Raw genomic sequence first — 26,657 nt, forward strand, 5'->3', positions numbered from 1 at the left:
CGGGCGACTTCCCCCGTGGTCGCCCGGCGCTCTAATCCCTCCCACCGGATACTGTTCTCCCGTGGTCGAGGAGCTTTCCCCCCAGTGTTCGCGCAAGGGCTGCCGTGCGCCCGGCGCCTGGTCGCTGCTGTGGAACAACCCCAAGCTGCACGAACCGGCGTACCGCAAGACCTGGCTGGCCTGCGACGACCACCGTGAATACCTCACCGATTTCCTGACCGCGCGGGCATTCCTGCGCGAGGTGACCCCGTTCCGGGCGCCGCAGCGCGACGGCTCCGCTTAGGCTTTCAGCGTGACCGAGCCCAGCGCCACGGCGCCCGCCCCGACCGACCCGCTCGAGCCGTGGCCCGACACGGTCGACTGGCGGCCGGTCTCCCGCAGCCTGATCACTGTGGAGTTGATCAACAGAGCGATCTGGGTGGTCGTCGTCCTGGCCGGCCTGACGGTCGGCGTGGTCCTGACGGACCACTGGATCTGGCCGGCGGCGATGGCGGCGGTCGTGGTCGCCGCGATCTGGCGCTCCCTGGTGACGGTCCGGGCCGTCAAAGCCTGGGGGTACGCGGAACGCGACAACGACCTGCTGGTCCGCCACGGCCTGGTGATCCGCCGGCTGTCGATCGTCCCGTACGCCCGCATGCAGTTCGTCGACGTGACGGCGGGCCCGCTGGAACGCGCCTTCCACCTGGCCACCGTCCAGTTGCACACCGCCGCGGCGGCCAGCGACGCCAAGATCCCCGGCCTCCTCCCGGAGGAAGCGTCCCGCCTGCGCGACAGGCTGACGGCGCTGGGCGAGGACCGGGCCGAAGGCCTGTGACCGCCGCCTACTCCCGCCCCCAGCCGGACCCCGGCCCCGACGGCGAGCCCTCCATGGCCGCGGCCCCGGGCGATGTCGGCGGTCCGGCCTCGGCCAGCACTCCGACTGCTGCCGACGGACCGCTCGATTCCGCCGCGCCCTCCCTGGTCACCGGCGCGGCGACCGAAGCCGGCTCGCCGCCGACCGCGGACGCGGTCGTCGCTGAGCCGCGGCGGCGGTTGCATCCGCTCAGCCCGCTGCTCAGCGGGGCCAAGTCCATCGCCGTCATCGTCGCCGCGCTCAGCTGGCAGACGTTGTCGCAGGTGGGGATCGAGCGGTTCGCCCTGGTCGTGGCCGTTGTCGCGGTCGGGGTGGTGATCTTCGCGGTGGTCGGCTGGCTGAACACCGGCTATCACGTCGTCGGACGGGAGCTGCGGATCCAGGACGGGCTGCTCTGGCGGCGGAACCGGGCCATCCCGCTCGACCGGTTGCAGGCCGTCGAGATGCGGCGGCCGTTGCTGGCCCAGCTCACCGGGCTGGCCGAGCTGCGGCTCGAGGTGGTCGGCGGCGGCAAGACCGAGGCGCCGCTGGCGTACCTGAGCGTCCGGGAGGCCGCCGCGCTCCGGCAGCGGTTGCTCGCCCTCGCCGGCCGTACCCCCGGTGTTGTTGCTGCTCCTGGCGCCGCGGAGCCGGCGCCTGCCGCGCCCGAGCGGCCGCTCTTCCGGGTCAGTAACCGTGATCTGCTGATCAGCCAGCTGCTCACCCCGCAGGCCTTCCTGCTGCCGGTCGGCGTCGCCTTCGTGGTCATGCAGTTCGTGCTCGAAGGGTCCTGGACCTTCGTCGGCATCGCCAGCACGATGACCGCGATGGCCGGTGTGCTGCTGCAACCGATCCGGCGGGTGCTGCAGGACTGGGACTTCCGGCTGGCCCGCGACCCCGACGGACGGCTCGCGGTGCGCTACGGGCTGCTGGAGACCCGCAGCCAGATCGTCCCGCTGAACCGGGTCCAGTCGATCGGCGTGACCTGGCCGCTGCTCTGGCGGGCCAAGGACTGGCTGCATATGCGCCTGGACATCGCCGGGTACGCCGGCCCGCAGTCGAACGACGACAAACGCTCGGACCGGCTGCTGCCTGTCGGCGTCTTCCCGGCCGCCCGGCAGCTGGTGTGGGAGGTGCTGCCGGGGGTGGACCTGGCCGCGCTGCCCACCCTGCCACCGCCGGACCGGGCCCGCTGGCTGCACCCGTTCGCGCTGCGGTCGTTCGGCACGGGGCTGACACCCGAGGTGTTCGTGGCGCGGTCCGGGCTGCTCACCAAGGAGCTGACCGTGGTCCCGTACGCGCGGCTGCAGAGCGTGCGGGTCGTGCAGGGGCCGGTGCAGCGGTGGTTGCGCCTGGCCACGGTCTACGCCGACACCGCGGGCGGCCGGTCCGGGGTGGCCCAGGACCGCGACGTCGCCGAGGCCTGGTGGATCGCCGAGCAGCTCTCCATCCGCGCCCGCCGGGCCCGGGAGGCGACGTCTCAGCTGCCGGACGCACAGCAGCAGGTTCCGGCACCGGCCGTGCAGAGCCCGATGCCCGCGGACGGCCCGGCCCCAGGTCCGGCGTTCGCGGACGGCCCGGCCCCAGGTCCGGCGTTCGCGGACGGCCCGACCGCAGGTCCGGGGCCTGCGTCCGCGGATGGATCGGTGCCCGGGGATGACGCTTACTGGCGCCGGCCGCCGCAGCCCTAAGCTGTCCGCATGGAGCTACCGGAGTTCTCCCCCGGGCTCAGCGCCCGGGTGGAGCTGACCGTCACGGACGCGGACACCGCTCAGGCGCTCGGCTCGGGCGACGTGCCCGTGCTGGGCACGCCCAGGGTGCTCGCGCTGGCCGAGGCCGCCACGGTCGCCGCGACCGCCCGGCAGCTGCCCGGCGGGGTCACCACGGTCGGCGTCCGCGCCGAGGTCGAGCACCGCGCGCCCACCCCGGTCGGGCACCGGGTCACCGCGCTGGCCACGCTGGCCAAGGTGGACGGCCGCAAGCTGCTCTTCGACGTGGTTGTCCGGGACGGCGAGGAGCTGGTGGCCGAGGTCCGCGTCGAGCGCGTCCTCCTGGACCGGCAGCGCTTCATCGCCAAAGCCCTGGGCGATTAGGCGAGCAGCGCCTCGAACGGCGCCAGCGGCACCGCGCCCTCGACCTGCCGCGCCAGGTCCGGGTCGAGGGTCCCGAGGGCGTCAGCCTGCAACTGCGCCACAGCCACGTATTCCGCGGCGACCGTGTCGTCCCAGCCGAGCTGCTCGGCCACCCGCCACGCGGTCTGCCGGGAGACCCGGTCACCGAGCAGCCGGATCTTCAGCGTGGTGATCCCGTCGAGCAGCACCCGCGCGTCCGCCGCGGCGATCTCGCCCTGCCGGGTCTGCCGGTAGAGCAGGGAGAGCGCCTGCGAACGGAGCACGTTGGGCGCGACGAGCTGGTGTTCCGCCGCCACCGTCACGCCTTCACGGACGAGACGGATCGCGGCCGGAGCGTCGATCGTGTATCGCGTCACGCCCCATCTTGGCCGAGGGAGGGGGCGGCCGGCAGGTCGAAAGCGGCGAAGTGCTCCGCGCCCAGGAACGAGGTGATCTCCGCGATCCGGTCGTCACGCAGGGTCAGCACGGAGATCGCCCACGCCCGCCCGTCGAGGTACTGCGCGACCGCGGGCTGCCCGTTCGCGGTCACCGGCACGTTGTGCCACGATCCGCACGAGCTCAGCGGTACCCGGGCTGCGAAGTCGGTGACGGCCGCCAGCCCCTCGTACCAGTGCGGCAGCGGCGGCATCGACCAGGTCACGTCCTGGGTCAGCAGATTGACGAGCCCGTCCACGTCGCCGCGTTCCAGGGCCGCCGAGTAGCCGGTGACGATCTCCCGCAGCCGCGCGTCGCCGAGCTTGCGCAGGGTCTGCTGCTGGCTGCGCGCCGGCACCTTCGCCGCCACCATCGCCCGGGCGCGCTGCAGCGCGCTGTTCACCGACGCGGTCGAGGTGGCCATCACCTCGGCGATCTCCGCCGCCGAGAAGCCCAGCACCTCGAAGAGCAGCAGCGCGGCACGCTGGTTGCCCGGCAGGTGCTGCAGGGCGGCGACGAACGCGAGCTCGACCGCCTCGCGCTGCTCGTAGCGCGCGTCCGGCCGGGCGCGGCCCAGCTGCCCGTCCGGGTACGGCCCCAGCCACGCGACCTCGTGCGACGGCACATCACCGAGCACAGCCCGGGGACTCGACGGCCCGACGTCGACGGGCAGGGCCCGACGTCCCCGCGCCTCGACGGCGTCCAGGCAGGTTCGGGTGGCCACGGTGTACAGCCACGAGCGCAGCGAGCTGCGGCCCTCGAAGCCGGCCAGCCCGCGCCACGCCCGCAGCAACGCGTCCTGCAGCGCGTCGTCGGCGTCGTGGGTCGAGCCGAGCATCCGGTAGCAGTGCGCGTGCAGCTCCCGGCGCAACGGCCCGACGACGCGGTTGAACGCCTCGTCGTCGCCGTTGCGGGCCCGGGCCAGGTCGGCGGGGTCGGCGCGGGTGTCGGTCACCCCACGAAGTGTGCCCGATGGTCAGCCTTCCAGGACGGCCCGCAGGCGCACCTCGAACGCCGCCGGGTCCTCGGCGAAGCCGATGTGGTCGCCGGGGAACATCGTCGGCGCGATGCCGAGGCCGGCGGCGAGGGCCCGGGACGCCCGGTCGCACAGCTGCCCGGTGGAGTCCTCGCCGATGCCGACCACGATCCGGGTGGGCACCGCCCGCAGCCGGTCGAGGTCGGGCACCCACCGGGCGGTGGCCCGCAGCATGTGGGCGAACTGGAAGTGCTCGTCGGCGACGGTCTGCGGCGAGCGGTCGCTGAGGAACACCTGCTCGATCATCGCCGGCGGGAAGTCGATGTCGGCCGCCCGCAGGAACCTGACCCAGGCCCCGAGCACGTCACCGGCGAGGTAGGTGGCGACCATGTCCTCGGTGGCGGCGTACAGCTCGGCGCGGTCCGGCAGCAGCTCCTGCAGCGGCGGCTCGTGGGCGATCACGGTGTGCACCAGCTCGGGCCGGGTCTGCGCCAGGGCCAGGACGCTGACCGCGCCACCGCTGGAGCCGAGGGCCACGGCCGGTCCGGCGTCCAGGTGGGTCAGCAGCCGGGCGAGGTCGTCGGCGCGTTCCTGCGGGGTGGAGTCCCGGCCGGGGTGCTCGACCGAGCTGCGGTTGATGCCGCGGGGGTCGGTGGTCAGCACGGTGTGGTCGCGGGCCAGCAGGCCGGCGAGCGCCTCGAACGAGCGGGCGTCCATCGGCGCGCCGGCCAGCAGCACGAGTGGGCCGGTGCCGCGTACCTCGTAGTGCAGCCGGGCGCCGGGTACGGCGAGGTGCTGGGCGGTGACGGGAATCGTGGTCATCGAGGTCCTCCGGGGGCACGATCGGGGTGCGTTGTCCCAGTGGTGACTGCCGCCGCGCCGCCGACTCATCGCACCCGGCGAACTTTCTTCCCGATACCCCAGGATGAGCGGATGCCGACGAAGCTCATCGTCATCCGCGGCAACTCGGGCTCCGGGAAGTCCACCGTCGCCCGCCGCCTCCAGCGCGGGTACGGCCGCGGCTGCGCCCTCATCGAGCAGGACTACCTGCGCCGCATCGTGCTCCGCGAACGCGACGTGCCCGGCGGTATCGCTCCGGCGCTGATCGAGCAGACCGTCCGGTTCGCCCTCGACCACGACTACCACGCGGTGCTCGAGGGGATCCTGCTGCGGGACCTGTACGGCCCGGTGCTCGCCGCCCTGCTGCGGGCGTACCCCGGTCGCACCTCGGTGTTCTACCTTGACGTCTCGCTGGCCGAGACGCTGCGCCGGCACACCACCAGACCGCAGGCCACCGAGTTCAGCCCGGCCGACATGCGTGGCTGGTACGTCCCGCGTGACCTGCTCGGCTGCCCCGGCGAACAGGTCGTCCCGGAGTCCTCGACCCTGGACGAGACCGTCGACCTGATCGCCACTGCGGCCGGTCTGCCGCAGACCGGCGCGGGCAGCGCTACAGCAGCGCGCCCCAGCGGGCGGTGAGCTCCTCGGCGGTCGGCATCGCCACCGCGCCGCCCGGGCGTTCGCAGACCAGGCCGGCCACCGCCAGCGCGAAACGCACGTAGCTCTGCCAGCCCTCGGGCCCGGCCGGCACGCCGCCGGCCAGCAGGCGGCGGACCAGGGCGCCCATCACCGAGTCACCCGCGCCGGTGGCGTCCACCGCGTCGACCGTCGGCGCCGGCAGCATGACCGTGCTCTGCCCGGCGGCCACGTACGCGCCCTGGGAGCCACAGGTCACCACGACGGCCTTGGCGCCGGTCTTGAGGATGCGTTCCGCGGCGGCGGCCGGGCTCGCGCCCTCCCAGAGCACCTCGGCGTCGGCCGAGCTGAGCTTGACCAGATCCGCGGTGGCGAAGAACTCGTCGACCAGGTCGCGCAGCTCGGCCACCGCGGCGGCGTCGGGCAGCAGCTTCGGGCGCACGTTCGGGTCGAAGACCTTCAGGGGCCCGGGGACCGCCCAGGCCTTGCGGGCCGCGGCCCGGAACGGCTCGCGCATCAGGCTGATGGACCCGGCGTAGAGCACCGCCGCCCCGGCGACCACCTTCTCGTCGACGTCCTCCGGGCGCAGCAGCGCGTACGAGGGCGGCTCGCCGTAGAACTGGAACGTCGGCTCGGCGCCCTCGAAGGTCGTCACGGCCAGCGTGGTCGGCACCGGTACGCGGGTCAGCCCGGTCGTGCCCACCCCGGTCAGGCGCAGGAACGCGGCGATCCGGTCTCCCAGGGTGTCGTTGCCGAGCGAGCCGAAGTACTGCACCTCGCCGCCGAGCCGGGTGACGCCGACCGAGACGTTGAGCGGGGCGCCGCCGATCGCCTGCCGATAGATCAACTCGCCGTCGCGCTCGGTCTCCAGCAGATCCACCAACGCCTCACCGAGCACCACCGCGTAGCCCATCCGAGTCCCCTCCACGTAACGCCGCAACCGATGCCGTCAGCCTTACGCCCGGGACGCGAGAAAGCCAGCCACTCCCGGATGCTCGCCCGATTTGTAGTTGTTTGACATGATCCATGCCATGCATCCGCGCGCGTACGCCCTGCCCCTACTGCTCACCGCGGCCCTCACCGGTTGCGCCGGCCCGGCCGGCCAGGCGCCCGGATCCGCCGGGTCACCGCCGCCCGGCTCGACGCCCTGGCTGGTCAGCGGCGCACCGAGCCCGGCCCTGCCGTCCTCGGCCCCCTCCCCCGGCGGGCTGGCCGCGCCGCTGACCGAGGGCACGGTCTCGGGCACCTTCCTGCCGTTCCCGCGGAGCGCCCGGGCCGTCACCTACGACCCCAAGGTGGTCCCGCCCGGCGCGACGGCCGAGCTCACCGTGTCCCGGACGGCCGCCGGCACGACGGTACGGCTGACCACCCGCGGCCTGGTGCCACGCCGGGCGTACGGGGCCCACCTGCACACCCGGCCGTGCACCGCGACGCCGGAGGACGCCGGGCCGCACTACCAGCACCGTCCCGACCCCAAGGCCGCCGCCTCGCCGCCCTCGGTCGACCCGGCCTACGCCAATCCGCGCAACGAGGTGTGGCTGGACTTCACCGCCGACACCCGCGGCGCCGCCTCGGTCAGCGCGACCCAGAACTGGACGTTCGACGAGGTGGAGCCGCCCCGCTCGTTGATCGTGCACGCTGAGCACACCCGTACCGCCGCGGGCAAGGCCGGGACGGCCGGACCCCGGGTGGCATGCCTCACCCTGGCCACCCGGTGATGCCGGGCTGCTCTTGATCTTGGCGAGACGGTAACGTCAGGACGGGACGAGCGACGCCGCGCGGATGACGGGAGGGCCGGCCATGGCCGAGCAGAGCGAGGGCACGACACCGAGGACCGAGTCGCACGACCCGGACTTCCCGGAGGCGTTCCTGCAGTTCATGCGCGGTGGCTGGCGGGACGACGCGCTGAGCGTGACGCCCCGGCCCGAATCTCCCAACTACGCCAAGCGCCGGGCCGCGCTCTCCGACGCGTTCCCGGGCGAGACGCTGATCATCCCCAGCGGCGCCGAGAAGGTCCGCGCCAACGACACCGACTACCCGTTCCGCCCGGGCAGCGACTTCGTCTACCTGACCGGCGACAGCGACCCGGGCAGCGTGCTGGTGCTGCGTCCCAGCGGCTCCGGGCACGACGCCGTGCTCTACAGCCACCAGCGCTCCTCCAAGGAGACCGACGAGTTCTTCCGCAGCCGCGACGGCGAGCTGTGGGTCGGCCGCCGGCACACCCTGGCGGAGAAGTCGACCGAGCTCGGCATCGAGACGGCGCCCTGGGGCGAGCTCGGGCCGGCCCTGGCCGACTGCGCGCCGGCCCGCACCCGGGTGCTGCGTGGCCACGACGCCAACGTGGACCGCGCGATCCTGGCGTACGAGCCGGACCCGCGGGCCCGCCGCGACCGCGCCCTGGCCGGGGTGATCTCGGAGCTCAAGCTGGTCAAGGACGAGTGGGAGATCGCCCAGCTGCAGGACGCCATCGACGCCACCGTGCGCGGCTTCGAGGACGTCGCCCGCGTCCTGCCGGCCGACCGCGGCGTCAAGGAACGCCTGCTGGAGGGCGTCTTCGGGCTGCGCGCCCGCACGGACGGCAACGACGTCGGCTACGGCAGCATCGTCGGCTCCGGCGCGCACGCGACGATCCTGCACTGGGTCCGCAACACCGGCGTGACCAAGCCGGGCGAGTTGCTGCTGATGGACATGGGCGTCGAGGGCCGCACGTTCTACACCGCCGACGTGACCCGCACACTGCCGGTCTCGGGCACCTTCACCCCGCTGCAGCGCCAGGTCTACGACATCGTGCACGCCTCCCAGCAGGCCGGCATGGACGCGATCAGGCCCGGCGTCAAGTTCCGCGACGTGCACCTGACCTGCATGCGCGTGCTCGCCGAGGGCCTGCACGACCTGGACCTGCTGCCGGTCAGCGTGGACGAGGCGATGTCCGAGGAGTCCACGGTGTACCGCCGCTGGACCCTGCACGGCTTCGGCCACATGCTCGGCATCGACGTGCACGACTGCTCGGCGGCCCGCAAGGAGACCTACCGCGACGGCGAGCTCGGCCAGGGCTACGTCCTGACGGTCGAGCCGGGCCTGTACTTCCAGCCCGAGGACGAGCTGGTCCCGGAGGAGCTGCGCGGCATCGGCATCCGCATCGAGGACGACGTCCTGGTCACCGCCGACGGCTGCCGCAACCTGTCGGCCGGCCTGCCCCGCTCGGCCGACCAGGTGGAGGCCTGGCTGGCCTCCCAGCGTGAGGCCGGCCCCCGCCTGCCCGAGTAACCGGGCCGGCGGCGGGCTCTAGGCGCGCGGCGCGTAGTCGGAGATCACGAAGCAGGTGGGGCCTTCCCCGCCGGCTTCCGGGTCGGTGCCGTCGGAGACGTCGAAGGTGATCGCGACCGGGTGGCCGTCCGCCGGGTCCGTCTTCACCGTCATCGCGCCGCCGTCGTCGGCCGCGGTCTGGGCCAGCTCCAGCAGCCCGCCCAGCGACGGCACCTCGATCTCCTCCTCGCCGGAGGCGGTCTTGCCGTCGATCCGCTCGACGCCGGCGACCTCACCGGCCGTGACCGTCACCCGATATCGGCCCAGGGAAGGCCCGCCCTCGCACTGCCGGTCGGCGACGAACGCGTAGTCCGCCGGCTCGGTCCAGGCCGGCGCCGAGGCGGGGGCGACGAAGGAGGGCGGCGCCGCGGCCGGCTTGTCATCCGTGCAACCAGCCAGGGCCGCGACGAGCGCGATGCCGCACATTGCCCGGGCGTACCGCACGGTGACCTCCGAGTTCGAGAAGACCCGCCACCCGGCGGGCCGCGCCCATGTTTCCAGATCGGCGCAACGTTCCCCGGCCCGGGTGACCCGCCACACGCTCATTCCGGGCGCCGACCGGTCGATGAGTAAGACGTGGAGAACGGCAGCGCTGCGGTGTCCGCCGAGCAGAGCCGGCTCATCGACGCGGTACGCCTGCGCCGGCTGCGGGAGACCGGCCTGCTCGAGGACGGCTGCTATCCGTCGCTCGACCGGCTGGCGTTCGCCGCGGCGCAGCAGGCCGGCGCCCCGGTGGCGCTGGTCTCGATGGTCGACGCGGACCGCCAGGTCTTCGCGAGCCAGGTCGGGCTGGGCGAGCCCTGGGCGACCCGGCGCGGGACCCCGATGTCGCACTCCTTCTGCCAGTACGTGGTCGTGGACGACGCCCCGCTGATCGTGCCCGACGCCCGCGCCGACCCTCGGCTACGGGACAATCCGGCGATCGAGGATCTGCAGGTGGCGGCCTACGCCGGCTACCCGCTGCACGCCCCCGACGGCGAGGTGCTGGGCTCGTTCTGCGTGATCGACACCGTGCCCCGCGCCTGGACGGCGCAAGAACTGGCGATCGTGCAGGCCCTGGCCACCGCCGCCGAGACCGAGATCGCGCTGCGGACCGCGAACCGCGACCTGCTGCTGGCCACCGAGCGCATGCGCCGGGTGCTGGACACCGCGAACGACGCCTTCGTCTCCACCGACGCCGACGGGGTGATCCTGGCCTGGAACACCGCGGCGACCGCGCTCTTCGGCTACGCGGCGGCCGAGGCCATCGGCCGGCCGGTCGGCGACCTGATCCTGCCGGCCCGGTTCCGGGCCGCCCACGACGCCGGGCTGCGCCGGGTACGCGAAACCGGCGTCTCGCACCTGTCCGGGCAGCGCCTCGAGCTGGCCGCGGTGGACCGCACCGGCCGGGAGTTCCCGATCGAGATGACCCTGCAGGTCGTGGCCGAGAACGACACCCTGATCTGTCACGCGTTCCTGCACGACATCACCGCCCGCAAAGCAGCCGAGCAGCAGTCGGCCGACGATCGGACGTTCCTGCACACCCTGCTCGACAGCCTGGACACCGGGGTGGCTGCCTGCGACGCCGAGGGACGGCTCGTGCTGCGCAACAGCGCCCTGCGTGCCCTGTACGCATGCGGTGAGGAACCGTCGATGGTCGCCTCGCTGGCCGAGGCGGGCCGGCTCTACGACCCGGACGGCCGGCGGCTCCTGGCCCCCGACGAGGTGCCGCTGGCCCGGGCGTACGCCGGCGAGCACGTCGACGGGCAGGACGTCACCGTTCGGGCAGCTGACGGCCGGCGCCGCCGGTTCGTCGCGAACGCCCGCCCGATCACCACCGTCGACGGCCGGCACCTCGGCGCGGTCGCCGCCCTGCACGACATCACCGACCAGCACCGGGCCGCGACCCTGCAGCAGGTCCAGCACGCCGTGGCCCGGGCCCTGGCCGACGCCACCACCGCCGAGCAGGCCGCGACCGGCACCGTGGCCGCCATCGCCACCGCCCTGGGCTGGACGTGCGGGGAGTTCTGGCGCACCGACGACGACACCGGCCTGATCAGCCGCGTCGGCCACTGGACCGATCCGGCCCATCCCCTGCCCGCCGTGACCAACGACAAGCCGTTCGTCATGCCGCGCGGCACCGGGCTGGCCGGGATCGTCTGGGAGACCGGCGCCGAGCTGTGGGTGCCCGAGCTGGCCGACGATCCCCGTACGGCTGCGCGCCGCGACGAGGCCCGCGCCGCCGGCCTGCACACCGCGGTCGGTCTGCCGGTCCGCAGCGACGACCGCATCCTGGGCGTCCTGCTGTTCCTGAGTACGACGGTGGACGAGCCCGACGCGGAACTGCTGGCCATGCTCGACGGCGTCTGCGCCCACCTCGGCCGGCACCTGGAGCGCCGCCGCGCGGAGGAGCTCACCCTGGCCCTGGCGGCCACCCAGCGCGCCTTCGACCGGGTGGTGGCCCAGGTCAACGACTACGTGTGGACCTTCGCGATCGAGGGCGACGGCACGCCGGCCGTCGTCTACGCCAGCCCCGACAGCCACGGCATCCTGGGCGGGCAGCTGCCCCTGGGCACCGACATCGCCAAGGCCATGGCCGAGAACGTGCACCCGGACGACCGGCCCGCGATGGCCCGGCTGCGCGACACCGTCTTCGGCGGTGATCCCGCCGACGCCGAGGTGCGCCTGCGGGGCCTGGACGGGGTGACCCGCTGGGTCTGGATCCGTTCCGTGCCGCGCCCGGAGGGCGGCCGCTTCTACATCGACGGCATCGCCACCGACGTCACCGCACGCCGGGAACTGGCCGACCGTCGCGAGCAGGTGCTGCACGACCAGCAGCAGCAGAACCGCCGGCTGCGCGAGCTGGACCGGCTCAAGGACGAACTGGTCGCCCTGGTCAGCCACGAGCTGCGCAACCCGCTGGCGACCATCCGCGGCTACACCGAGATGCTGCTCGATGACGCCGGCCTCACCGGCGACCACCGCCACCTGGCCTCGGTCATCGACAAGCACAGCGCCCACATGCAGGGCCTGGTCGACGACCTGCTCGACACGGCCCAGATCGACGCGGGCCAGCTGAAACTGGAACTGCGCCCGCTCTCCCTCATCCGGCTGGTGGCGGACAGCGTCGACGCCCGCCGCGCGGACGCCACGGCCAAGCAGATCACCATCGACGTGGACGTGGCCCGGCACCTGCCGGCCCACGCCGACCCGGTACGCCTGCGCCAGGTCCTCGACAACCTGGTCTCGAACGCGGTGAAGTACACCCCGCAGGGCGGCACCGTGACCATCACCGGCCGCCACGACGACACCACCGCGACGACGACGCTGCGGGTCACCGACACCGGCATCGGCATCCCGGCCGAGCAACGCCCCCACCTGTTCGACCGGTTCTTCCGCGCGTCGAACGCGGTGTCCCAGGGCATCAAGGGCACCGGCCTGGGCCTGGCCATCAGCAAGGCCATCATCGACGCCCACCACGGCACCCTCTCGGCGGAACCGGCAGGCCCGGACGGCGGCACCACCTTCACGGTCACCGTGCCGAGCTGTCCGCCGCCCGAGCCCTGACAACGACCTCCGTCGGGCCCGCGGGAATAGTCAGCAGCGGAAGCCCGTCAGCGAGTTGGTACCACTCTGGTACCTTTACGCGCATGGCAATGAACTTTCGACCTCCGGAGCAGCTGGCCGAACGTCTGCGCGCCCAGGCTGACGCAGAACACGTCAGCGTGCAGGCCCTGCTGGTGAAGATGGCTGAGGACTACCTGGCCCGGCACGCTAAGAAGGCGATGATTGCGCGTGAGGTTCAGGTCGTCCAGGCCAACTTCGCCGATGCGTTGCGGCGTCTGGGCGAGGGCGCGTGATCTATCTCGACGTGGAAGATCTCGTCGATATCGCGGCGGCAGTGCTGGCGCCGCAGGATGTGGTGATCCGCGACCTGGGCCTGTTGTCGATGTCGGCGCACCGGCCACAGACGCGGGCGTTCGGGCATGAGCCGTACCCGACAGTCGCGGACAAGGCGGCGGCGCTGCTGGTGGCGTTGTGCATGAACCATCCCTTGCAGGACGGCAACAAGCGCATCGCCCTGGCGGCGGCGTGGGTGTTCTGCGGTTTGCACACGGGCGGCCAGCCGGAGATGACCAACGATGACGCGTTCAACCTGGTAATGGGGGTTGCGGAGGGCCGTCTCGACGTGCCGGAGGTGTCGGCCGCTTTGTGGAAAGCTGGAATTGTTGGCAGTTGAGCACTCAGGTCAGGCCGGCGACGAAGACCGCGACCGAGCGGGCCGGCACCGTCAGCGTGCCCCCCTCAGCCGTAGCCGTCCGCACCACGGGATCCGCCGAAGCCACCAACTCCGGATGCAACTCCAGCGGCACACCCACCAACGCGGGCACGTGCTGCGTCGTCGCCGCCCCGGTCGCGTTGAAGACCGCCACCACGGTCCTCCAGCGCTGATCCAACCCGGTCCCGTCCAGACACATCACGATCACCCCGGGGCTCTCGTGCGGCCCGCCCAGCGGGAACGTCAGCCTTCGCTGGACCTCGTCGGCCGTGGGCAAGCCGAACACCGGTGACGAGCGGCGGATGCGCAGCAGTTCGGCGTAGCGGGCCGCGGTCATGTCCATGATCTCCGCCGACGGGACCAGCGCCGGGTCCGCCAGCAGCGGGCGGGCCCACGGCCACTTGTCCTCGTTGTCCGGCGCCGGGGGCAGGCCCACGCCGAAACCGTTGCCGTCGGCGCCGTTCCAGCGGATCTGGTTGAACCAGTCACCGGAGTCGTAGGAGTTGCGGTCCAGCGACTTGGAACGCAGGCGTTCCGTGCCGAGCGCCACGAAGCCGACCCCCTGGCCGAGCACCACCAGGGACAGGGCCAGCACCTGCATGCGGGCGCGGTCGATCATCGACAGGGACTGCGGCAGCTTGAAGGCCATCGCGTCGTAGAGGATCTCGTTGTCGTGGGCGTCCACGTAGGTGACGCATTCGCCCGGGGCGGCCGCATACCCGCTGGGTGAGCCGTTGTAGTCGATCTGCGCCCCGCTGTGCTCGGCGCCGGTGTGGGTGACGAACCGGTACGTCGCCAGGGCCCCCGACAGGCCGACCTTGATCCGGTCGTGCACGGACAGCGGGGTGGCCGCGCCCAGCCCGGTGGCGAACCCCTGCTCCGACGGGTCGTCGCCGAAGGAGCCGCCGCCGCGGACCGCGTCCCGCAACCGGTCGTTGAACGTGCCGATCCCGGTGCCCGCCATGTTGACCTGGGTCGCCTGCACGAACCGGGCGTCGTACGCGATCTCGCCGAAGTTCCAGCCCTCGCCGTACAGGTAGATGTCGGGGTCGATGTGGTCGAGGGTGACCCGGGTCTCCAGGATGTTGGCCCGCGGGTGGTGGCCCATCAGGTCGAAGCGGAAGCCGTCCACTTTGTGGTCGCGGGCCCAGGTGACGATCGAGTCGACGACCAGCCGGCCCATCATCATGTGCTCGGGCGCGGTGTTGGAGCAGCAGGTGGACTCGGCGACCGTGCCGTCGTCGAGCAGCCGGTGGTAGTAGCCGGGGACGATCCGGTCGAGCACGCTGAACGGCGCGAGCCCGTCGGCCATCGTGTGGTTGTAGACCACGTCCATGATCACTCGCAGGCCGGCCGCGTTGAGCGCGGCGACCATGGCCCGGAACTCCAGGATGCGGGCGCTGCCGGCCGGCTCGACGGCGAAGCTGCCCTCCGGGGTCGTGTAGTGCAGCGGGTCGTACCCCCAGTTGAAGCCGTCCTCGGCGGCGACCGCCAGGACGGCGCGCTGCTGCTCGGGTGAGTCCGGCGGGAGGGCGGCGAGGTCGCACCGGGGCACCGACTGGTCGGCGCGGCGGTCCGGCACGGTCGCGTAGTCGAAGGCGGGCAGCAGGTGCACGTGGGTGAGCCCGGCGTCGGCCAGCATCCGCAGGTGCCGCATCCCGGCCGAGTCGTCGCGGGTGAACGCCAGGTAGGTGCCGCGCTGCTCGGGCGGCACGGTGGTGTCGGCGATGGAGAAGTCGCGGACGTGCACCTCGGCGATCTGCATCCGGGCGGGGGCGACAGCCGGCGGCTTGACCAGACTCGTCCAGCCCGGCGGCATGAGCGCCGGGTCGTCGAGGTCGACGAGCTGGCTGTGCGTGGAGTCGACCGACAGCGAGATCGAGTAGGGATCGGTGACGGTGCCGGTCACGACGCGCTGGGCCGCCGGGTGCCACACCTCGACGCGGAAGCGGTAGTAGCGGCCGAGCCACTTGCGTTTGCCGGCGATCGACCAGACACCGGTCAGCGCGTCGCGGTCCATCGGCAGGACCTTCGGCTCGTCGTCGCCCGGGGTGCGGGAGAGCTCCAGAGCCACGGTGCGGGCGGTGGGCGCCCATACGGCGATGGTCGGCCGCTCCTCGTCCATGATCACGCCGAGCTCGGCGTCGGCGGCGTCGGCGTACAGGTCGTCGAGCACGCCGGGCAGCTGCACCGCGGTCAGGGCCGTGACCCGGCCGGCGTGGTCGCGGCCGACCGCCAGCAGCTGCCCGCGCAGCAGATAGCCCAGCGCGGCGTCGCCCAGCTCGGGCACCGCGAAGGCGCGGTAGGCCCGCAAATGCGGGAAGTGCCGGCTCTGGGCCTGGAACAGGCCGCCGGGGCGCGGGGTCAGCGGCAGGATGGTGCGCTCGCCGGTCAGCTCGTCGCCGTCGCGGCGCAGGCCGCCGTCCGGCGCCGCGACCAGCGCGAAGCTCTCGGCCCGGTCGGCGAGGTGCGGCGGCAGGGCCAGCGTGGTGCGGTCGAGGAAGACCGCGAGGGCGCGGGCCGGGTCCAGCTCCGGGCCGAGCGAGCGTACGTCGGGCAGCACCGGCGCCGTGGTGCCGGCGAGCAGCCACACCTCACGCCCGGCGGTCAGGTCGAGCCGTTGGTCGTCGGGGAGATCCTTGGCGTCGCCCCGGTGCAGCACGAAGCGCAGCCCGGCGGCGTCCGGCCGGACCGGCACCCGGAACACCGCACCGAAGGCGTCGTACGCGGCCGGTCCCAGCGGTGCGTGCCAGTGCGGCTTGGCCGGGGTGCCCTCCCAGGCGTGCACGCCCCAGCCGTCGTAGTCGCCGTCGGCCCGCCGATAGTGGATCACCGCGAAGTCGTCCTCGGCGGGGACCTCGGTGGTGTGTCCGGCCGCGGCGGCGCTGGAGTAGACCGCCGGGTCGCCGGGGCGCAGCCAGATCTGCGGGGTGACAGCCGGGTCGACGTGCCGGTCGGCGGCCACGTCCTTGGCGCCGGTGTGGTCGACCACCAGGAAGCCGACCTCGCGGGCCGTGTCGGCCAGCCGCACCCAGGCGAAGCGGCCGTAGGAATCCTCGCCGGCGAACGGGTGCCCGCCCGGGAAGCCGGTGATCGCGTCCGCGGCGATGTCGCCCCAGGCGTGCAGTGACCAGTCGCCGTAGCCCTCGTCCTCGCGCCGGTAGTGCACGACCAGCCATTGCGGCCTGCTGAGCTTGGTCGGTGCCTCAGGCGAGGCCATCTCGATCGTGGTCACCCGGACATGATGGCACCGGGGTACGTCAGTTTCAGTGCGTCGCGATGACCGTGGTGATCCGCGGGCCGCTCGCGTCGACGCGGATCAGGTAGCGGTAGCTCTCGCCGGGCACCGCGTTGCCGAGGCTGTCGAGGTACTCCCACTCGACGGCGACCATCGCCAGCGCCGGGCTGAGCCGCTGCACATCGCGCAGCTGGGCGTGCGCGGCGACGATCTGCTGCTCCTTGTACGCCGGCGCGGCACCGAGGAACGACAGGGCCACCGCCGCCGGCGAGGCGAAGGTGAAGCTGTACGAGTCGGAGACCACCATGCCCGGCAGCGCGTAACACCCGGCCACCGCCGACACATCGCCCCTGGTCAGGGCGGAGCCGTAACGGTCGAAGAAGTCCGTCAGGTGCTCCAGATCCGTGGGTGCCTGCACGGGACGTGCAGTTCCCGTTGATCATGAGGATCAAACCTCGGACCCGGGTTGCACCGGATAACAAGACGGACGTACGGTTTACGGAAGACGTGAACCCTGAGTTAGGACAACCTAACCGGCGGGCGGCCGTCACCGGTGGGACAGACTGATGAGGACTACTCACGGTCGCTGGGTGTGAAGGAGATGACGTGGCCAGCCTCGACACCTTTGGTGCGAAGAGCGAGCTACGCGTCGCAGACGCGAGCTACGAGATTTTCACGATCGACAAGGTCGACGGGCATGACCGCCTGCCGTACTCCCTGAAGATCCTGCTGGAGAACCTGCTCCGCACGGAGGACGGCGCGAACATCACCGCCGACCACATCCGGGCCCTCGGCGGCTGGGACCCCACCGCCGATCCGAGCGTGGAGATCCAGTTCACCCCCTCCCGGGTGCTGATGCAGGACTTCACCGGCGTGCCCTGCGTCGTCGACCTCGCCACCATGCGCGAGGCCGTCAAGGAGCTGGGCGGCGACCCGACCAAGGTCAACCCCCTCGCGCCGGCCGAGCTGGTCATCGACCACTCGGTCATCGCCGACCTGTTCGGCCGCGAGGACGCGTTCGCCCGCAACGTCGAGCTGGAGTACCAGCGCAACCGCGAGCGCTACCAGTTCCTGCGCTGGGGCCAGACCGCGTTCAACGAGTTCAAGGTCGTCCCGCCCGGCACCGGCATCGTGCACCAGGTCAACATCGAATACCTGGCCCGCACGATCATGGCACGGGCAGAATCGTCTGGAGTCATGCAGGCGTACCCGGACACCGTCGTCGGCACCGACTCGCACACCACCATGGTCAACGGCCTAGGCGTGCTGGGCTGGGGCGTCGGCGGCATCGAGGCCGAGGCGGCCATGCTGGGCCAGCCGGTCAGCATGCTGATCCCGCGGGTCGTCGGCTTCAAGCTGCACGGTGAGATGCCGGCCGGCACCACCGCCACCGACCTGGTGCTGACCATCACCGAGATGCTCCGCGAGCACGGTGTGGTCAGCAAGTTCGTCGAGTTCTACGGCCCCGGCGTCAGCGCCGTGCCGCTGGCCAACCGGGCCACGATCGGCAACATGTCGCCCGAGTACGGCTCCACCGTGGCGATCTTCCCGATCGACGACGAGACGATCAAGTACCTCAAGCTCACCGGCCGCTCCGAGCAGCAGGTCGCGCTGGTCGAGGCGTACGCCAAGCGCCAGGGCCTGTGGCACGACCCGGCCGGGGAGCCGAACTACTCCGAGCGCCTCGAGCTGGACCTGTCGACCATCGTGCCCTCGCTGGCCGGCCCCAAGCGCCCGCAGGACCGCGTCCCGCTGGACCGCGCCAAGCCGATGTTCCGCGACGCGCTCGCCAACTACGTCAGCGCCGTCGGCCCGGCCGACGAGGCCAGCGAGGAGTCCTTCCCGGCCAGCGACCCGCCGGCCAACCACGAGCACTCGGACGCCGACAAGCCGCACGTCTTCAGTGCCGCCGCCGGCGCCACCGGGCGGCCCTCCAAGCCCACCCGGGTGGTCGGCGAGGACGGCAGCGAGTTCGAGCTGGACCACGGCTTCGTCGGCATCGCCGCGATCACGTCCTGCACCAACACCTCCAACCCGCAGGTCATGATCGGTGCCGCGCTGCTCGCCCGGAACGCGGTCGAGAAGGGCCTGAACCGCAAGCCGTGGGTCAAGACCACGCTGGCGCCGGGGTCCAAGGTCGTCATGGACTACTACGACCGGGCCGGGCTCACGCCGTATCTGGACAAGCTCGGCTTCAACCTCGTCGGCTACGGCTGCACCACCTGCATCGGCAACTCCGGCCCGCTGCCCGACGCCATCTCGGCGGCCGTCAACGAGGCCGACCTCACCGCGGTCTCGGTGCTCTCCGGCAACCGCAACTTCGAGGGCCGGATCAACCCCGACATCAAGATGAACTACCTGGCCTCGCCGCCGCTGGTGGTCGCCTACGCGTTGGCCGGCACGATGGACCTGGATATCACGACGGAGCCGCTGGGCACCGGCTCGGACGGCCAACCGGTCTACCTGGCCGACATCTGGCCCAGCGCCAAGGAGATCGACGAGGTCATCGCCGCCACCATCGGCGCGATCGGGTTCAGCACGGCCTACTCGGACGTCTTCGCCGGCGACGAGCAGTGGCAGTCGCTGCCCACGCCGGAGGGCAAGACCTTCGAGTGGGCGCCGGAGTCGACCTACGTGCGCAAGCCCCCGTACTTCGAGGGCATGCAGGCCGACCCGTCCCCGGTGACCAACATCGCCGGCGCGCGGGTGCTGGCCAAGCTCGGCGACTCGGTGACCACCGACCACATCTCGCCGGCCAGCTCGATCAAGGCGGACTCCCCCGCGGGCAAGTACCTGGCCGAGCACGGGGTGCCCAAGCACGAGTTCAACTCGTACGGCTCCCGGCGCGGCAACCACGAGGTGATGATCCGCGGCACCTTCGCCAACATCCGGCTGCGCAACCAGCTGGTCCCGGGCGTGGAGGGTGGCTTCACCGTCAACCACCTGACCGGCGAGCAGAGCAGCATCTACGACGCCTCGGTGGCGTACAAGGAGGCCGGCGTCCCGCTGGTCATCCTGGCCGGCAAGGAGTACGGCTCGGGCTCGTCGCGCGACTGGGCGGCCAAGGGCACGATGCTGCTGGGCGTGCGCGCGGTCATCGCGGAGTCGTACGAGCGCATCCACCGCTCGAACCTGATCGGCATGGGCGTGCTCCCGCTGCAGTTCCCGCCCAAGACCAACGCGGAGTCACTGGGCCTGGCCGGCACCGAGACGTTCACGATCACCGGCGTCGAGGCGCTCAACGACGGCGGCATCCCGTCGACGGTGAAGGTGCTGACCGACACCGGCGTGGAGTTCGACGCCGACGTCCGGATCGACACCCCCGGTGAGGCGGACTACTACCGCCACGGCGGCATCCTGCAGTACGTCCTGCGCAAGATGCTGACCAGCTGACGACCCGGATGTGCTGAAGAACACCCCGTCATCCCCGAGGATGGCGGGGTGTTCTGACGTATGCGGCACACGTTTCGAAACATGGGTGTTGCACGCTGACCTCATGGAGATCCTGCTGCTGGCCACCCGTCCCGGCGCTGCCGCGGAGGATCGCGCGCTGCCGGCGCTCGATCTGCTGCGGCACTCGCTGCGGGTCGGCACCTACGACGTCCAGTCCCTACTGTCCGGCCCCGACCCCGACGTCGTCCTGGTGGACGCGCGCCGTGAGCTGCTCGAGGCCCGTGACCTGTGCCGGATGCTGCGCACCACCGGGCTGCGAGTGCCACTGCTGGCCGTCGTCGAGGAGGCCGGCCTGATCGCGATGGCCGCCGACTGGGGACTGGACGACGTCCTGCTGTCCGGGGCCGGACCGGCCGAGGTCGAGGCCCGGCTGCGGATGACCACCGGCCGCGTCTCCGGCGGCACCGCGGGCGGCAGCGGCAGCACGGTGAACGCCGGCGAGCTGGCCATCGACCCGCAGACCTACTCCGCCCGGCTCAAGGGCCGTCAGCTCGACCTCACCTACAAGGAGTTCGAGCTGCTCAAGTTCCTGGCCCAGCACCCCGGCCGGGTGTTCAGCCGGGACCAGCTGCTGCGCGAGGTGTGGGGCTTCGACTACTTCGGCGGCCACCGCACGGTCGACGTGCACGTCCGCCGGCTGCGGGCCAAGCTCGGCAGCGAGTACGAATGCATGATCGGCACGGTCCGGCAGGTCGGCTACAAGCTGGTGCTGCCGCCGCAGCAGAGTCCCCGGATGCTCAGTGGCGACTGGGCCGAGCCGGTCGCACCGCGCGTGCCGCTTGATCTGTGAAAGCCGTATGCGAGGCTCTAGGTCATGGATGACAACACTGTGCTGGGCCGGATCAACGGCCTGGTCGAAGAGGAGCACAAGCTCCGCCAGCAGTTGAGCCGCGGCGAGATCAGCAGCGACGAGGAGCACGCCAAGCTCAAGGAGCTCGAGGAGTCGCTGGACCAGTGCTGGGACCTGCTGCGCCGGCGGCGCGCTGCCCGGGAGTTCGGCAACGACCCGGACAGCGAGAAGGCCCACAGCACCAGCGAGGTCGAGGGCTACCTCCAGTGACGCGGCCCCGGCCGCGGCCACCGCTTGTCCGGCGGCCGCGGTCCGGGCGGTCCCACCCGGGCGGTCACAGCAGCCCCGCTTCGTAACTGAGGCTCTCGATCAGCGCATCGACGTCCACCGTCAGGCCGCGTGCGGTGAACCAGCTCGCGACGTTGCGCACGTCACGGGCCAGGAACTCCGCGCCCTGCGGGTTGGCGATCAGGTCGACGATCTGCGGCATGTCGATGATCACCAGCCGGCCCCGGTGCACCAGCGTGTTGTACGGCGACAGGTCGCCGTGCGCGATCTGGGTGCGGGCCAGCACGCTGAGCGCCTCGGTCATCTGCCGCCACAGGTCCTCGAGCCCGTCGCGGTCGGGGCGCACCTGGGCCAGCCGCGGCGCGGCCTCCCCGGTCTCCCAGTCACCGATGAACTCCAGCATCAGCTCGGTGCCGAGCAGCTGCACCGGGTACGGCACCGAGATCGTGCCGCCCTCCTGACCCACCTGCCAGAGCCGGGACAGCGCACCGAACTCGGCCGCCGCCCACTGCCCGGCGATGAGCTCCTTGCCGAAGGCGGTGCGGTTGGTCATCGCGCGCATCTCCCGGGACCGGCGCACCCGGCGGCCCTCGAGGTAGCCCGCGTCACGGTGGAAGAGGCGGTGGTCGCCGTCGCGGTACCGCTTGGCCGCGATCATGCTGATCCGGTCGGTGTCCGGCACGGCCCGCCGGACCAGGAAGACGTCCGCTTCCTTGCCGGTCTTGAGCATGCCCAGCTCGGTGTCCACCGCGGCGTGCTCGGTGCGGATCCAGTCGGGTCGCGGGTGGGGGCCGTGCAGGGCGCCGTCCCACGTCGACCAGCGGTCACCGGTCTCGGGCAGGTCGGGGTCCTCGGCCAGAGCGGGCTCGAGCTTGCCCGTCTTTACGAAGTCGGCGTCGTCGTCGTCGAACTTGCGGCGGCCGCGGCGCATGGTCGCCGGGCCGAAAGCGTCGTGCTCTCGCACTGGAGGGTCTCCTCGGAGAAGAAAGAAAGAACTGGAACCTGGGCATGGCGAAGGACAACGACAGCCATGAGGTTCACCCCCTTCTTCTCGAGAAACCTGCGGAGCGCGTACGCGATGCACTCTCCCGGGCGTCACCCGGTCGCGCAACCGAATTAACGGGCGGCCATCACCGCGGACAGTCCCTGGATCACATTGCCGACCACCCGGGTCGGCGCGAACCGGTTGTCGATCCAGTCCCGGCCCCGGTGCAACCACACGCTGGGTAGTCCCATCGCGGCGGCGCCCCCGATGTCCGCCTCCGGGCTGTCCCCGACGATCCAGGCGCCACCGAGGCGCATCCGGACCCGCTGGGCGGCCAGCGCGAAGATCCGCGGGTTGGGCTTGCTGACGCCGGCCTGCTCGGAGATGACCCAGTCGGCGACGTACCGGTCCAGCCCGGTGCGCCGGATCCGGGTCTCCTGCTGCTCGTGCGGGCCGTTCGTGACGACCACCGGGACCCACCCCGCGTCCCCGGCGATCTGCAGCGCACAGGCCACCAGCGGGTCGAGCCGCTCGTAGGCCAGCGGGCCCTCGTGCAGCTCCTCCAGCAGATCGATGGAGGGGATGTCGAGCTGGTAGCGGTCGCGGATCAGATCGGCCAGGTCCCACCGGGAGGTGAGGCCGTCGGCGTCGACCGACAGTAACCAGTCGAGATCGTCCTGCGGCGCCGCGATCTCGTCGAGGAAACCTTTCGCCCACAGTCGGAACGCACCGCTGCGGTCAAGCAGGGTGTCATCCAGCGCGAGGAAGACGAGAGGCACCCGCGCACTGTACGTGAGTGAATGCGGGCGCGGACAGTCCAACAGTGTTAACAAAGGCGAGGCCGGATGACGGATTTGGCACCATCCGAGACCGATCTCGATGGGCTGGCAAGCCGTACGTACGGATTGCAAGCGTCCGAACCGACGTGACACGATCGCAGCGTGCCCAGGGTAAGCCAGGACCAGCTCGACGCCCGCCGCCACGAGATCCTCGCGGCGGCGCGCGGGTGCTTCGCCCGATTCGGGTACGAGGGCGCCACGGTGCGCCGCCTCGAGGAGGCCACCGGCCTTTCACGTGGCGCGATTTTTCACCACTTCCGGGACAAGGACTCGCTGTTCCTCGCCGTCGCTGAGGACGACGCCGCCGCCATGGTCGCCACCGTGCGCCGTAACGGCCTCGTCCAGGTGATGCGAGACCTGCTCGAGCAGGCGCGCACCAGCGACGGCGACACCGCCGGCTGGCTCGGCAGCCAGCTCGAGGTCTCCCGGCGGCTGCGCACCGATCCCGCCTTCGCCAAGCGCTGGGCCGAACGCTCCGCCGCGATCGCCGAGGCCACCCGCGAGCGGCTGGAACGCCAGCACGAGGCCGGGGTGCTGCGCGACGACGTGAACGTGGAGGTGCTGACCCAGTTCCTCGAGCTGGCGTACGACGGGATGGTCCTGCACCTGGCCACCGGGCGCCCGGCGGGCGAGCTGAGCCGGGTCCTGGACGTCGTGGAGGAAGCTGTCCGCCGGCCGTGACCCGAACGTTGCACTGACCTGCACAATGAGGTCCAGCAACTCGATGAGTTCGGGAGGTCGGACATGAATCTCGCGGCGCAGGGCGACACCTGGGGCATCCCCGGACCGGCTTTCCTCGTTCTCTACTTCGCCACCATCGTCGCGGTGCTGATCCTCTCCGCGATCCACCGGCGCGTCCTGTTCTCCGGCAACCGCAGCGCCCCGGTCGACCGGCTCGGCCCGCAGCAGGTCGCGTACCTCAACGGCGGCGACCAGCTCGCCGTCTACGCCTCGCTGGGTGGACTGCGCGGCGCCGGCGCCATCACCGGCGGCCCCGGCAAGACCCTGCAGCAGTCGGGCCCGATGCCCGCCGGGGCCACCCCGCTGGACTCGGCGGTCTACAACGCGGCGGGCCGGCGCATCCGGGCCCGCGACCTCACCGGTGACCAGTGGGTCGTCGCGGCGGTCCGCCAGCTGCGCGACGGCCTGGAGGCGCAGGGCCTGGCCGTCGCCCCGGCCAAGCTCAAGGCCGCCCGGGCCTGGGGCCTGGTCGGCGCGCTGGTCGTGCTGGCCGGCGTGGCCCGGCTCGTCGACGGCCTGCAGAACGACAAGCCCGTCGGCTTCCTGGTGATAGCCATCGGGGCCGCCGTCGTCCTGACCATCATCCTGCTGACCCGGAGCCGGCGCGCGACGCGCGCAGCCGACAAGGGCCTGCGCGCCCTGCGACAGCAGCACGCCTACCTCGCACCGCACCAGTCCCCCTCGTACGCCACCTACGGCGCGACGGGCGCGGCGATGGGCGTAGCCCTCTGGGGCACCGCGACGCTCTACACGATGGACCCGGCCTTCGCCGCCGACGCGGAGGTCCAGCGCATGAACGCCTCCTCCGGCAGCGGCTCCGGCGGCGACTCGGGCAGTTCCTCGTCGTGCGGCGGCGGAGGCGGCGGCGGTGGGTGCGGCGGCGGAGGCGGGTGCGGCGGATGACCACCGCGTACGGGGTGGGCATCGGCTGGCGGCCCGAGATCGGCGGCTTCGTCGCCCAGCTCCCCGGCCTCAGGTTCGCCGAGGTGGTCGCCGAGTCCGTCCACGCGCACGGTGACCTGCCGGTGGGCCTGGCCGAGCTGCGCGACCGCGGCGTGGCCGTCGTGCCCCACGGGGTGCGGCTGTCGCTGGGCGGCGCGGAGCCGGTCGAGCCGGCCCGCGTCACCCACCTCGCCGCGGTGGCCGAACGGCTGGGCGCGCCCCTGGTCAGCGAGCACATCGCCTTCGTCCGGGCGGGTGGCGTGGAGGCCGGGCACCTGCTGCCGATCCCCCGCAGCCGCGAGGCGGTCGACGCGGTGGTGTCCAACGTGAAGCGCACCCAGGTGGAGCTGTCCGTGCCGATCGCCCTGGAACCCATCGCCGCGCTGTTCGACTGGCCTGACGACGAGCTGGACGAGGGTGCGTTCCTGACCGAGATCCTGGAACGCACGGACGCCCTGCTCCTGCTGGATGTGGCCAACGTCTACGCCAACGCCCTGAACCGAGGCACGGACCCGCTGGCCCTGCTCGACCGGCTGCCGCTGGAACGGATCGCGTACGTGCACGTGGCCGGCGGCGCGGAACACGACGGGATCTACCACGACACCCACACCGACGCGGTCCCCCAGCCGGTGCTCGACCTGATCACCGAGCTGTGCGCCCGGCACCGGCCACCGGCACTGATGCTGGAACGCGACGGCGACTACCCGTCGGCGGCAGAGCTTCGAGGTGAGCTGGACGCGATCGCGGCGGCCTCCGGCTACCCGGCCGTGACATGACATCGCTGGCCGAACGGCAGGCCGAGCTGGTGGCCGCGCTGACCGCCGGGGCCGCCGTACCCCCGGGGTTCGATGCCCGGCTGGTCGAGGCCGCCCGGGTCGCGCTGCTGCGCAAGCGGGCCGGTGAGGTCGCGCGGCAGTGGCCGGATCTGGTACACGCCCTGGGGACCGGCTGGTACCGACAGTGGTCGGCATGGGCGGCGACGCGGCCGACGCGGGGGTCGCTGCGCGACGGCTGGGACCTGGCCCGGGAGCTGGCCGGGCGGGGGGAGCTGCCGGCCGCGGCCGGCGCGGAACTCGCGGCCCGCGAGGCGTCCCTGGTCTACGACGGCGAAAACGTGCCGCGCTTCCGCCGGATGCCGGCTGTGCGCGCCTCCGCCGGCTCCCTGGTCATCCAGATCGCAGGCCGGGTACGCGTCCTGCGCCACGGCTGACCCCGGACCCCGCCACCGTCCTCGAATCCCGCGGCCGGCCCGGGGACACGGACAGCGGGCAGGATGCACGAGGCCGATGTCACCGCAGTGGTCGCGGCCGTCGAGGCCCGGCTCGGCCCGGTGGCCGTGCTGGTGCCCAACGCCACCGGCCTGCGGCCGGTGATCGACGCGGTCGACGTCCCGGTTCATCACCGGCGAGCGCATCACGGTCAACGGCGGTCACGCCATGGACTGATCCCTTGTGGCGGTCCGGGGCACCGGCAGGCGCGGCCGGGCGGTTCCGCGTACGGTCGCTGGCATGTCCTATCCCGATGCCCGTTACCTCGGCGACGGCGGCGAGGCGACCGCGACCCTGCGGTTCGCCGGCGCCGAGCCGGAGCTGAACGGAGCGGCGACCACCGCGAGTTACCTCGCCACCGGTGCGAGCACGGACGGCAAGTTCGGCCTCTACCGGTGGGACTTCAAGGGTCCCCGCAGCGGTCCCGATCCGCATTTCCACCGCTCCATCTCGGAGTCGTTCTTCATCCTCTCCGGCACGGTCCGGCTCTACAACGGCACCAAGTGGCTGGACGGCAACCCCGGCGACTTCCTGTACGTGCCGGAGGGCGGCGTGCACGGCTTCCGCAACGAGTCGGGCGAGCCGGCCTCGATGCTGATCCTGTTCGCCCCCGGGGCGCCCCGGGAGGACTACTTCGAGCGGGTGTCGACGGTCGCCCAGATGTCGGAAACGGAACGCACCGAGTTCTTCCTGCGCCACGACACGTTCTGGACCTGACC

27 protein-coding genes are annotated in these 26,657 nt (G+C 72.2%); 18 read left to right on the forward strand and 9 right to left on the reverse strand.

Annotated elements, in window-relative coordinates:
• The first annotated feature begins 61 nt into the window (after nt 1-61).
• From Aau02nite_RS35455 to Aau02nite_RS35470, 4 genes are read left to right on the forward strand one after another with little or no spacing between them, the layout of a single operon-like run.
• Nucleotides 62-283, forward strand: a complete 222-nt coding sequence (locus tag Aau02nite_RS35455) for a hypothetical protein (protein ID WP_212992997.1) — start codon at nt 62-64, stop codon at nt 281-283.
• A gap of 9 nt (nt 284-292) precedes the next feature.
• Nucleotides 293-814, forward strand: a complete 522-nt coding sequence (locus Aau02nite_RS35460) for a PH domain-containing protein (protein WP_212992998.1) — start codon at nt 293-295, stop codon at nt 812-814.
• 53 nt (nt 815-867) lie between these two features.
• On the forward strand, nt 868-2,523 hold the full coding sequence (locus Aau02nite_RS35465) for a PH domain-containing protein (protein ID WP_438841207.1): 1,656 nt from the start codon (nt 868-870) through the stop codon (nt 2,521-2,523).
• Nucleotides 2,524-2,532: 9 nt separating this feature from the next.
• Nucleotides 2,533-2,925 carry a thioesterase family protein gene (locus tag Aau02nite_RS35470; protein ID WP_212992999.1) on the forward strand — a complete coding sequence of 131 codons (393 nt, stop codon included), beginning with the start codon at nt 2,533-2,535 and terminating at the stop codon, nt 2,923-2,925.
• On the opposite strand, the gene Aau02nite_RS35475 is transcribed toward Aau02nite_RS35470, so the two are convergent.
• From Aau02nite_RS35475 to Aau02nite_RS35485, 3 genes are read right to left on the reverse strand one after another with little or no spacing between them, the layout of a single operon-like run.
• Nucleotides 2,922-3,320, reverse strand: a complete 399-nt coding sequence (locus tag Aau02nite_RS35475; RefSeq protein ID WP_212993000.1) for a PIN domain-containing protein — start codon at nt 3,318-3,320, stop codon at nt 2,922-2,924. The genes Aau02nite_RS35470 and Aau02nite_RS35475 overlap by 4 nt on opposite strands.
• Nucleotides 3,317-4,333, reverse strand: coding sequence for a sigma-70 family RNA polymerase sigma factor (locus tag Aau02nite_RS35480; protein ID WP_246595677.1), 1,017 nt, complete (start codon nt 4,331-4,333; stop codon nt 3,317-3,319). The genes Aau02nite_RS35475 and Aau02nite_RS35480 overlap by 4 nt, the downstream gene beginning before the upstream one ends.
• A 21-nt stretch (nt 4,334-4,354) precedes the next feature.
• A complete protein-coding gene (locus tag Aau02nite_RS35485) occupies nt 4,355-5,176 on the reverse strand; it encodes an alpha/beta fold hydrolase (protein WP_212993001.1) in 822 nt (273 codons plus the stop codon).
• A gap of 111 nt (nt 5,177-5,287) precedes the next feature.
• Between Aau02nite_RS35485 and Aau02nite_RS35490 the strand changes: the two genes are divergently transcribed.
• Nucleotides 5,288-5,833, forward strand: a complete 546-nt coding sequence (locus tag Aau02nite_RS35490; protein ID WP_212993002.1) for a kinase — start codon at nt 5,288-5,290, stop codon at nt 5,831-5,833.
• Here the strand turns inward: Aau02nite_RS35490 and Aau02nite_RS35495 are convergent.
• Complete coding sequence (locus Aau02nite_RS35495) at nt 5,805-6,743, reverse strand: carbohydrate kinase family protein (protein WP_212993003.1); 939 nt, start codon at nt 6,741-6,743, stop codon at nt 5,805-5,807. The genes Aau02nite_RS35490 and Aau02nite_RS35495 overlap by 29 nt on opposite strands.
• A 118-nt stretch (nt 6,744-6,861) precedes the next feature.
• Here Aau02nite_RS35495 and Aau02nite_RS35500 point away from each other — a divergent pair, with 118 nt between their 5' ends.
• A complete protein-coding gene (locus tag Aau02nite_RS35500; RefSeq protein WP_212993004.1) occupies nt 6,862-7,548 on the forward strand; it encodes a superoxide dismutase family protein in 687 nt (228 codons plus the stop codon).
• Nucleotides 7,549-7,630: 82 nt separating this feature from the next.
• Nucleotides 7,631-9,097 carry an aminopeptidase P family protein gene (locus Aau02nite_RS35505; RefSeq protein WP_212993005.1) on the forward strand — a complete coding sequence of 489 codons (1,467 nt, stop codon included), beginning with the start codon at nt 7,631-7,633 and terminating at the stop codon, nt 9,095-9,097.
• An 18-nt stretch (nt 9,098-9,115) separates the two neighbouring features.
• Here Aau02nite_RS35505 and Aau02nite_RS35510 read toward each other — a convergent pair whose 3' ends face one another.
• Nucleotides 9,116-9,682 carry a DUF6174 domain-containing protein gene (locus Aau02nite_RS35510; protein WP_212993006.1) on the reverse strand — a complete coding sequence of 189 codons (567 nt, stop codon included), beginning with the start codon at nt 9,680-9,682 and terminating at the stop codon, nt 9,116-9,118.
• 30 nt (nt 9,683-9,712) lie between these two features.
• Here Aau02nite_RS35510 and Aau02nite_RS35515 point away from each other — a divergent pair, with 30 nt between their 5' ends.
• From Aau02nite_RS35515 to Aau02nite_RS35525, 3 genes are all read left to right on the forward strand, one after another.
• Complete coding sequence (locus Aau02nite_RS35515) at nt 9,713-12,682, forward strand: PAS domain-containing sensor histidine kinase (RefSeq protein WP_212993007.1); 2,970 nt, start codon at nt 9,713-9,715, stop codon at nt 12,680-12,682.
• An 83-nt stretch (nt 12,683-12,765) separates the two neighbouring features.
• Nucleotides 12,766-12,975: a hypothetical protein gene (locus Aau02nite_RS35520; RefSeq protein ID WP_212993008.1), complete on the forward strand. Its 210-nt coding sequence runs from the start codon at nt 12,766-12,768 to the stop codon at nt 12,973-12,975.
• Complete coding sequence (locus Aau02nite_RS35525) at nt 12,972-13,355, forward strand: type II toxin-antitoxin system death-on-curing family toxin (protein WP_212993009.1); 384 nt, start codon at nt 12,972-12,974, stop codon at nt 13,353-13,355. The genes Aau02nite_RS35520 and Aau02nite_RS35525 overlap by 4 nt, the downstream gene beginning before the upstream one ends.
• 4 nt (nt 13,356-13,359) lie before the next feature.
• On the opposite strand, the gene pulA is transcribed toward Aau02nite_RS35525, so the two are convergent.
• Together pulA and Aau02nite_RS35535 are read right to left on the reverse strand one after the other, a co-directional pair.
• Nucleotides 13,360-16,629, reverse strand: a complete 3,270-nt coding sequence (pulA, locus tag Aau02nite_RS35530; protein WP_246595678.1) for a pullulanase-type alpha-1,6-glucosidase — start codon at nt 16,627-16,629, stop codon at nt 13,360-13,362.
• A gap of 31 nt (nt 16,630-16,660) precedes the next feature.
• Nucleotides 16,661-17,050 carry a DUF6841 family protein gene (locus Aau02nite_RS35535; protein ID WP_212993010.1) on the reverse strand — a complete coding sequence of 130 codons (390 nt, stop codon included), beginning with the start codon at nt 17,048-17,050 and terminating at the stop codon, nt 16,661-16,663.
• A gap of 188 nt (nt 17,051-17,238) precedes the next feature.
• Between Aau02nite_RS35535 and acnA the strand changes: the two genes are divergently transcribed.
• From acnA to Aau02nite_RS35550, 3 genes are all read left to right on the forward strand, one after another.
• The gene (gene acnA / locus Aau02nite_RS35540) at nt 17,239-20,025 is read left to right on the forward strand and encodes an aconitate hydratase AcnA (RefSeq protein ID WP_212993011.1); all 2,787 of its coding nucleotides are present in this window, start codon (nt 17,239-17,241) and stop codon (nt 20,023-20,025) included.
• Between the two features lie 103 nt (nt 20,026-20,128).
• Nucleotides 20,129-20,875: a winged helix-turn-helix transcriptional regulator gene (locus Aau02nite_RS35545; RefSeq protein ID WP_212993012.1), complete on the forward strand. Its 747-nt coding sequence runs from the start codon at nt 20,129-20,131 to the stop codon at nt 20,873-20,875.
• Nucleotides 20,876-20,899: 24 nt separating this feature from the next.
• Nucleotides 20,900-21,145, forward strand: coding sequence for a DUF2630 family protein (locus Aau02nite_RS35550; protein ID WP_212993013.1), 246 nt, complete (start codon nt 20,900-20,902; stop codon nt 21,143-21,145).
• 64 nt (nt 21,146-21,209) lie between these two features.
• Here Aau02nite_RS35550 and Aau02nite_RS35555 read toward each other — a convergent pair whose 3' ends face one another.
• Together Aau02nite_RS35555 and Aau02nite_RS35560 are read right to left on the reverse strand one after the other, a co-directional pair.
• Nucleotides 21,210-22,127 carry a serine protein kinase RIO gene (locus Aau02nite_RS35555; protein WP_438841205.1) on the reverse strand — a complete coding sequence of 306 codons (918 nt, stop codon included), beginning with the start codon at nt 22,125-22,127 and terminating at the stop codon, nt 21,210-21,212.
• 152 nt (nt 22,128-22,279) lie between these two features.
• On the reverse strand, nt 22,280-22,927 hold the full coding sequence (locus Aau02nite_RS35560; protein WP_212993014.1) for an HAD family hydrolase: 648 nt from the start codon (nt 22,925-22,927) through the stop codon (nt 22,280-22,282).
• A gap of 162 nt (nt 22,928-23,089) precedes the next feature.
• Between Aau02nite_RS35560 and Aau02nite_RS35565 the strand changes: the two genes are divergently transcribed.
• The 5 genes from Aau02nite_RS35565 (at nt 23,090) to Aau02nite_RS35585 (ending at nt 26,655) form a co-directional block, all read left to right on the forward strand.
• The gene (locus Aau02nite_RS35565; RefSeq protein ID WP_212993015.1) at nt 23,090-23,668 is read left to right on the forward strand and encodes a TetR/AcrR family transcriptional regulator; all 579 of its coding nucleotides are present in this window, start codon (nt 23,090-23,092) and stop codon (nt 23,666-23,668) included.
• Nucleotides 23,669-23,731: 63 nt separating this feature from the next.
• On the forward strand, nt 23,732-24,631 hold the full coding sequence (locus tag Aau02nite_RS35570; RefSeq protein ID WP_212993016.1) for a TIGR04222 domain-containing membrane protein: 900 nt from the start codon (nt 23,732-23,734) through the stop codon (nt 24,629-24,631).
• The gene (locus tag Aau02nite_RS35575) at nt 24,628-25,446 is read left to right on the forward strand and encodes an MbnB/TglH/ChrH family RiPP precursor modification enzyme (protein ID WP_212993017.1); all 819 of its coding nucleotides are present in this window, start codon (nt 24,628-24,630) and stop codon (nt 25,444-25,446) included. Before Aau02nite_RS35570 ends, Aau02nite_RS35575 begins: the two co-directional genes overlap by 4 nt.
• Complete coding sequence (locus tag Aau02nite_RS35580; RefSeq protein WP_212993018.1) at nt 25,443-25,880, forward strand: SCO6045 C-terminal-like domain-containing protein; 438 nt, start codon at nt 25,443-25,445, stop codon at nt 25,878-25,880. The genes Aau02nite_RS35575 and Aau02nite_RS35580 overlap by 4 nt, the downstream gene beginning before the upstream one ends.
• Before the next feature lie 298 nt (nt 25,881-26,178).
• Complete coding sequence (locus tag Aau02nite_RS35585; protein WP_212993019.1) at nt 26,179-26,655, forward strand: cupin domain-containing protein; 477 nt, start codon at nt 26,179-26,181, stop codon at nt 26,653-26,655.
• Nucleotides 26,656-26,657 lie beyond the last annotated feature (2 nt).

This window comes from Actinoplanes auranticolor, assembly GCF_018332655.1.
Classification (GTDB): domain Bacteria; phylum Actinomycetota; class Actinomycetes; order Mycobacteriales; family Micromonosporaceae; genus Actinoplanes; species Actinoplanes auranticolor.

Coding starts and splice junctions, on each gene's coding strand:
- Aau02nite_RS35465 (WP_438841207.1), top strand. CDS start 868: ATGGCCGCGGCCCCGGGCGATGTCGGCGGTCCGGCCTCGGCCAGCACT.
- Aau02nite_RS35470 (WP_212992999.1), top strand. CDS start 2,533: ATGGAGCTACCGGAGTTCTCCCCCGGGCTCAGCGCCCGGGTGGAGCTG.
- Aau02nite_RS35485 (WP_212993001.1), bottom strand. CDS start 5,176: ATGACCACGATTCCCGTCACCGCCCAGCACCTCGCCGTACCCGGCGCC.
- Aau02nite_RS35490 (WP_212993002.1), top strand. CDS start 5,288: ATGCCGACGAAGCTCATCGTCATCCGCGGCAACTCGGGCTCCGGGAAG.
- Aau02nite_RS35495 (WP_212993003.1), bottom strand. CDS start 6,743: ATGGGCTACGCGGTGGTGCTCGGTGAGGCGTTGGTGGATCTGCTGGAG.
- Aau02nite_RS35500 (WP_212993004.1), top strand. CDS start 6,862: ATGCATCCGCGCGCGTACGCCCTGCCCCTACTGCTCACCGCGGCCCTC.
- Aau02nite_RS35505 (WP_212993005.1), top strand. CDS start 7,631: ATGGCCGAGCAGAGCGAGGGCACGACACCGAGGACCGAGTCGCACGAC.
- Aau02nite_RS35510 (WP_212993006.1), bottom strand. CDS start 9,682: ATGAGCGTGTGGCGGGTCACCCGGGCCGGGGAACGTTGCGCCGATCTG.
- Aau02nite_RS35520 (WP_212993008.1), top strand. CDS start 12,766: ATGGCAATGAACTTTCGACCTCCGGAGCAGCTGGCCGAACGTCTGCGC.
- Aau02nite_RS35545 (WP_212993012.1), top strand. CDS start 20,129: ATGGAGATCCTGCTGCTGGCCACCCGTCCCGGCGCTGCCGCGGAGGAT.
- Aau02nite_RS35550 (WP_212993013.1), top strand. CDS start 20,900: ATGGATGACAACACTGTGCTGGGCCGGATCAACGGCCTGGTCGAAGAG.
- Aau02nite_RS35570 (WP_212993016.1), top strand. CDS start 23,732: ATGAATCTCGCGGCGCAGGGCGACACCTGGGGCATCCCCGGACCGGCT.
- Aau02nite_RS35575 (WP_212993017.1), top strand. CDS start 24,628: ATGACCACCGCGTACGGGGTGGGCATCGGCTGGCGGCCCGAGATCGGC.
- Aau02nite_RS35580 (WP_212993018.1), top strand. CDS start 25,443: ATGACATCGCTGGCCGAACGGCAGGCCGAGCTGGTGGCCGCGCTGACC.
- Aau02nite_RS35585 (WP_212993019.1), top strand. CDS start 26,179: ATGTCCTATCCCGATGCCCGTTACCTCGGCGACGGCGGCGAGGCGACC.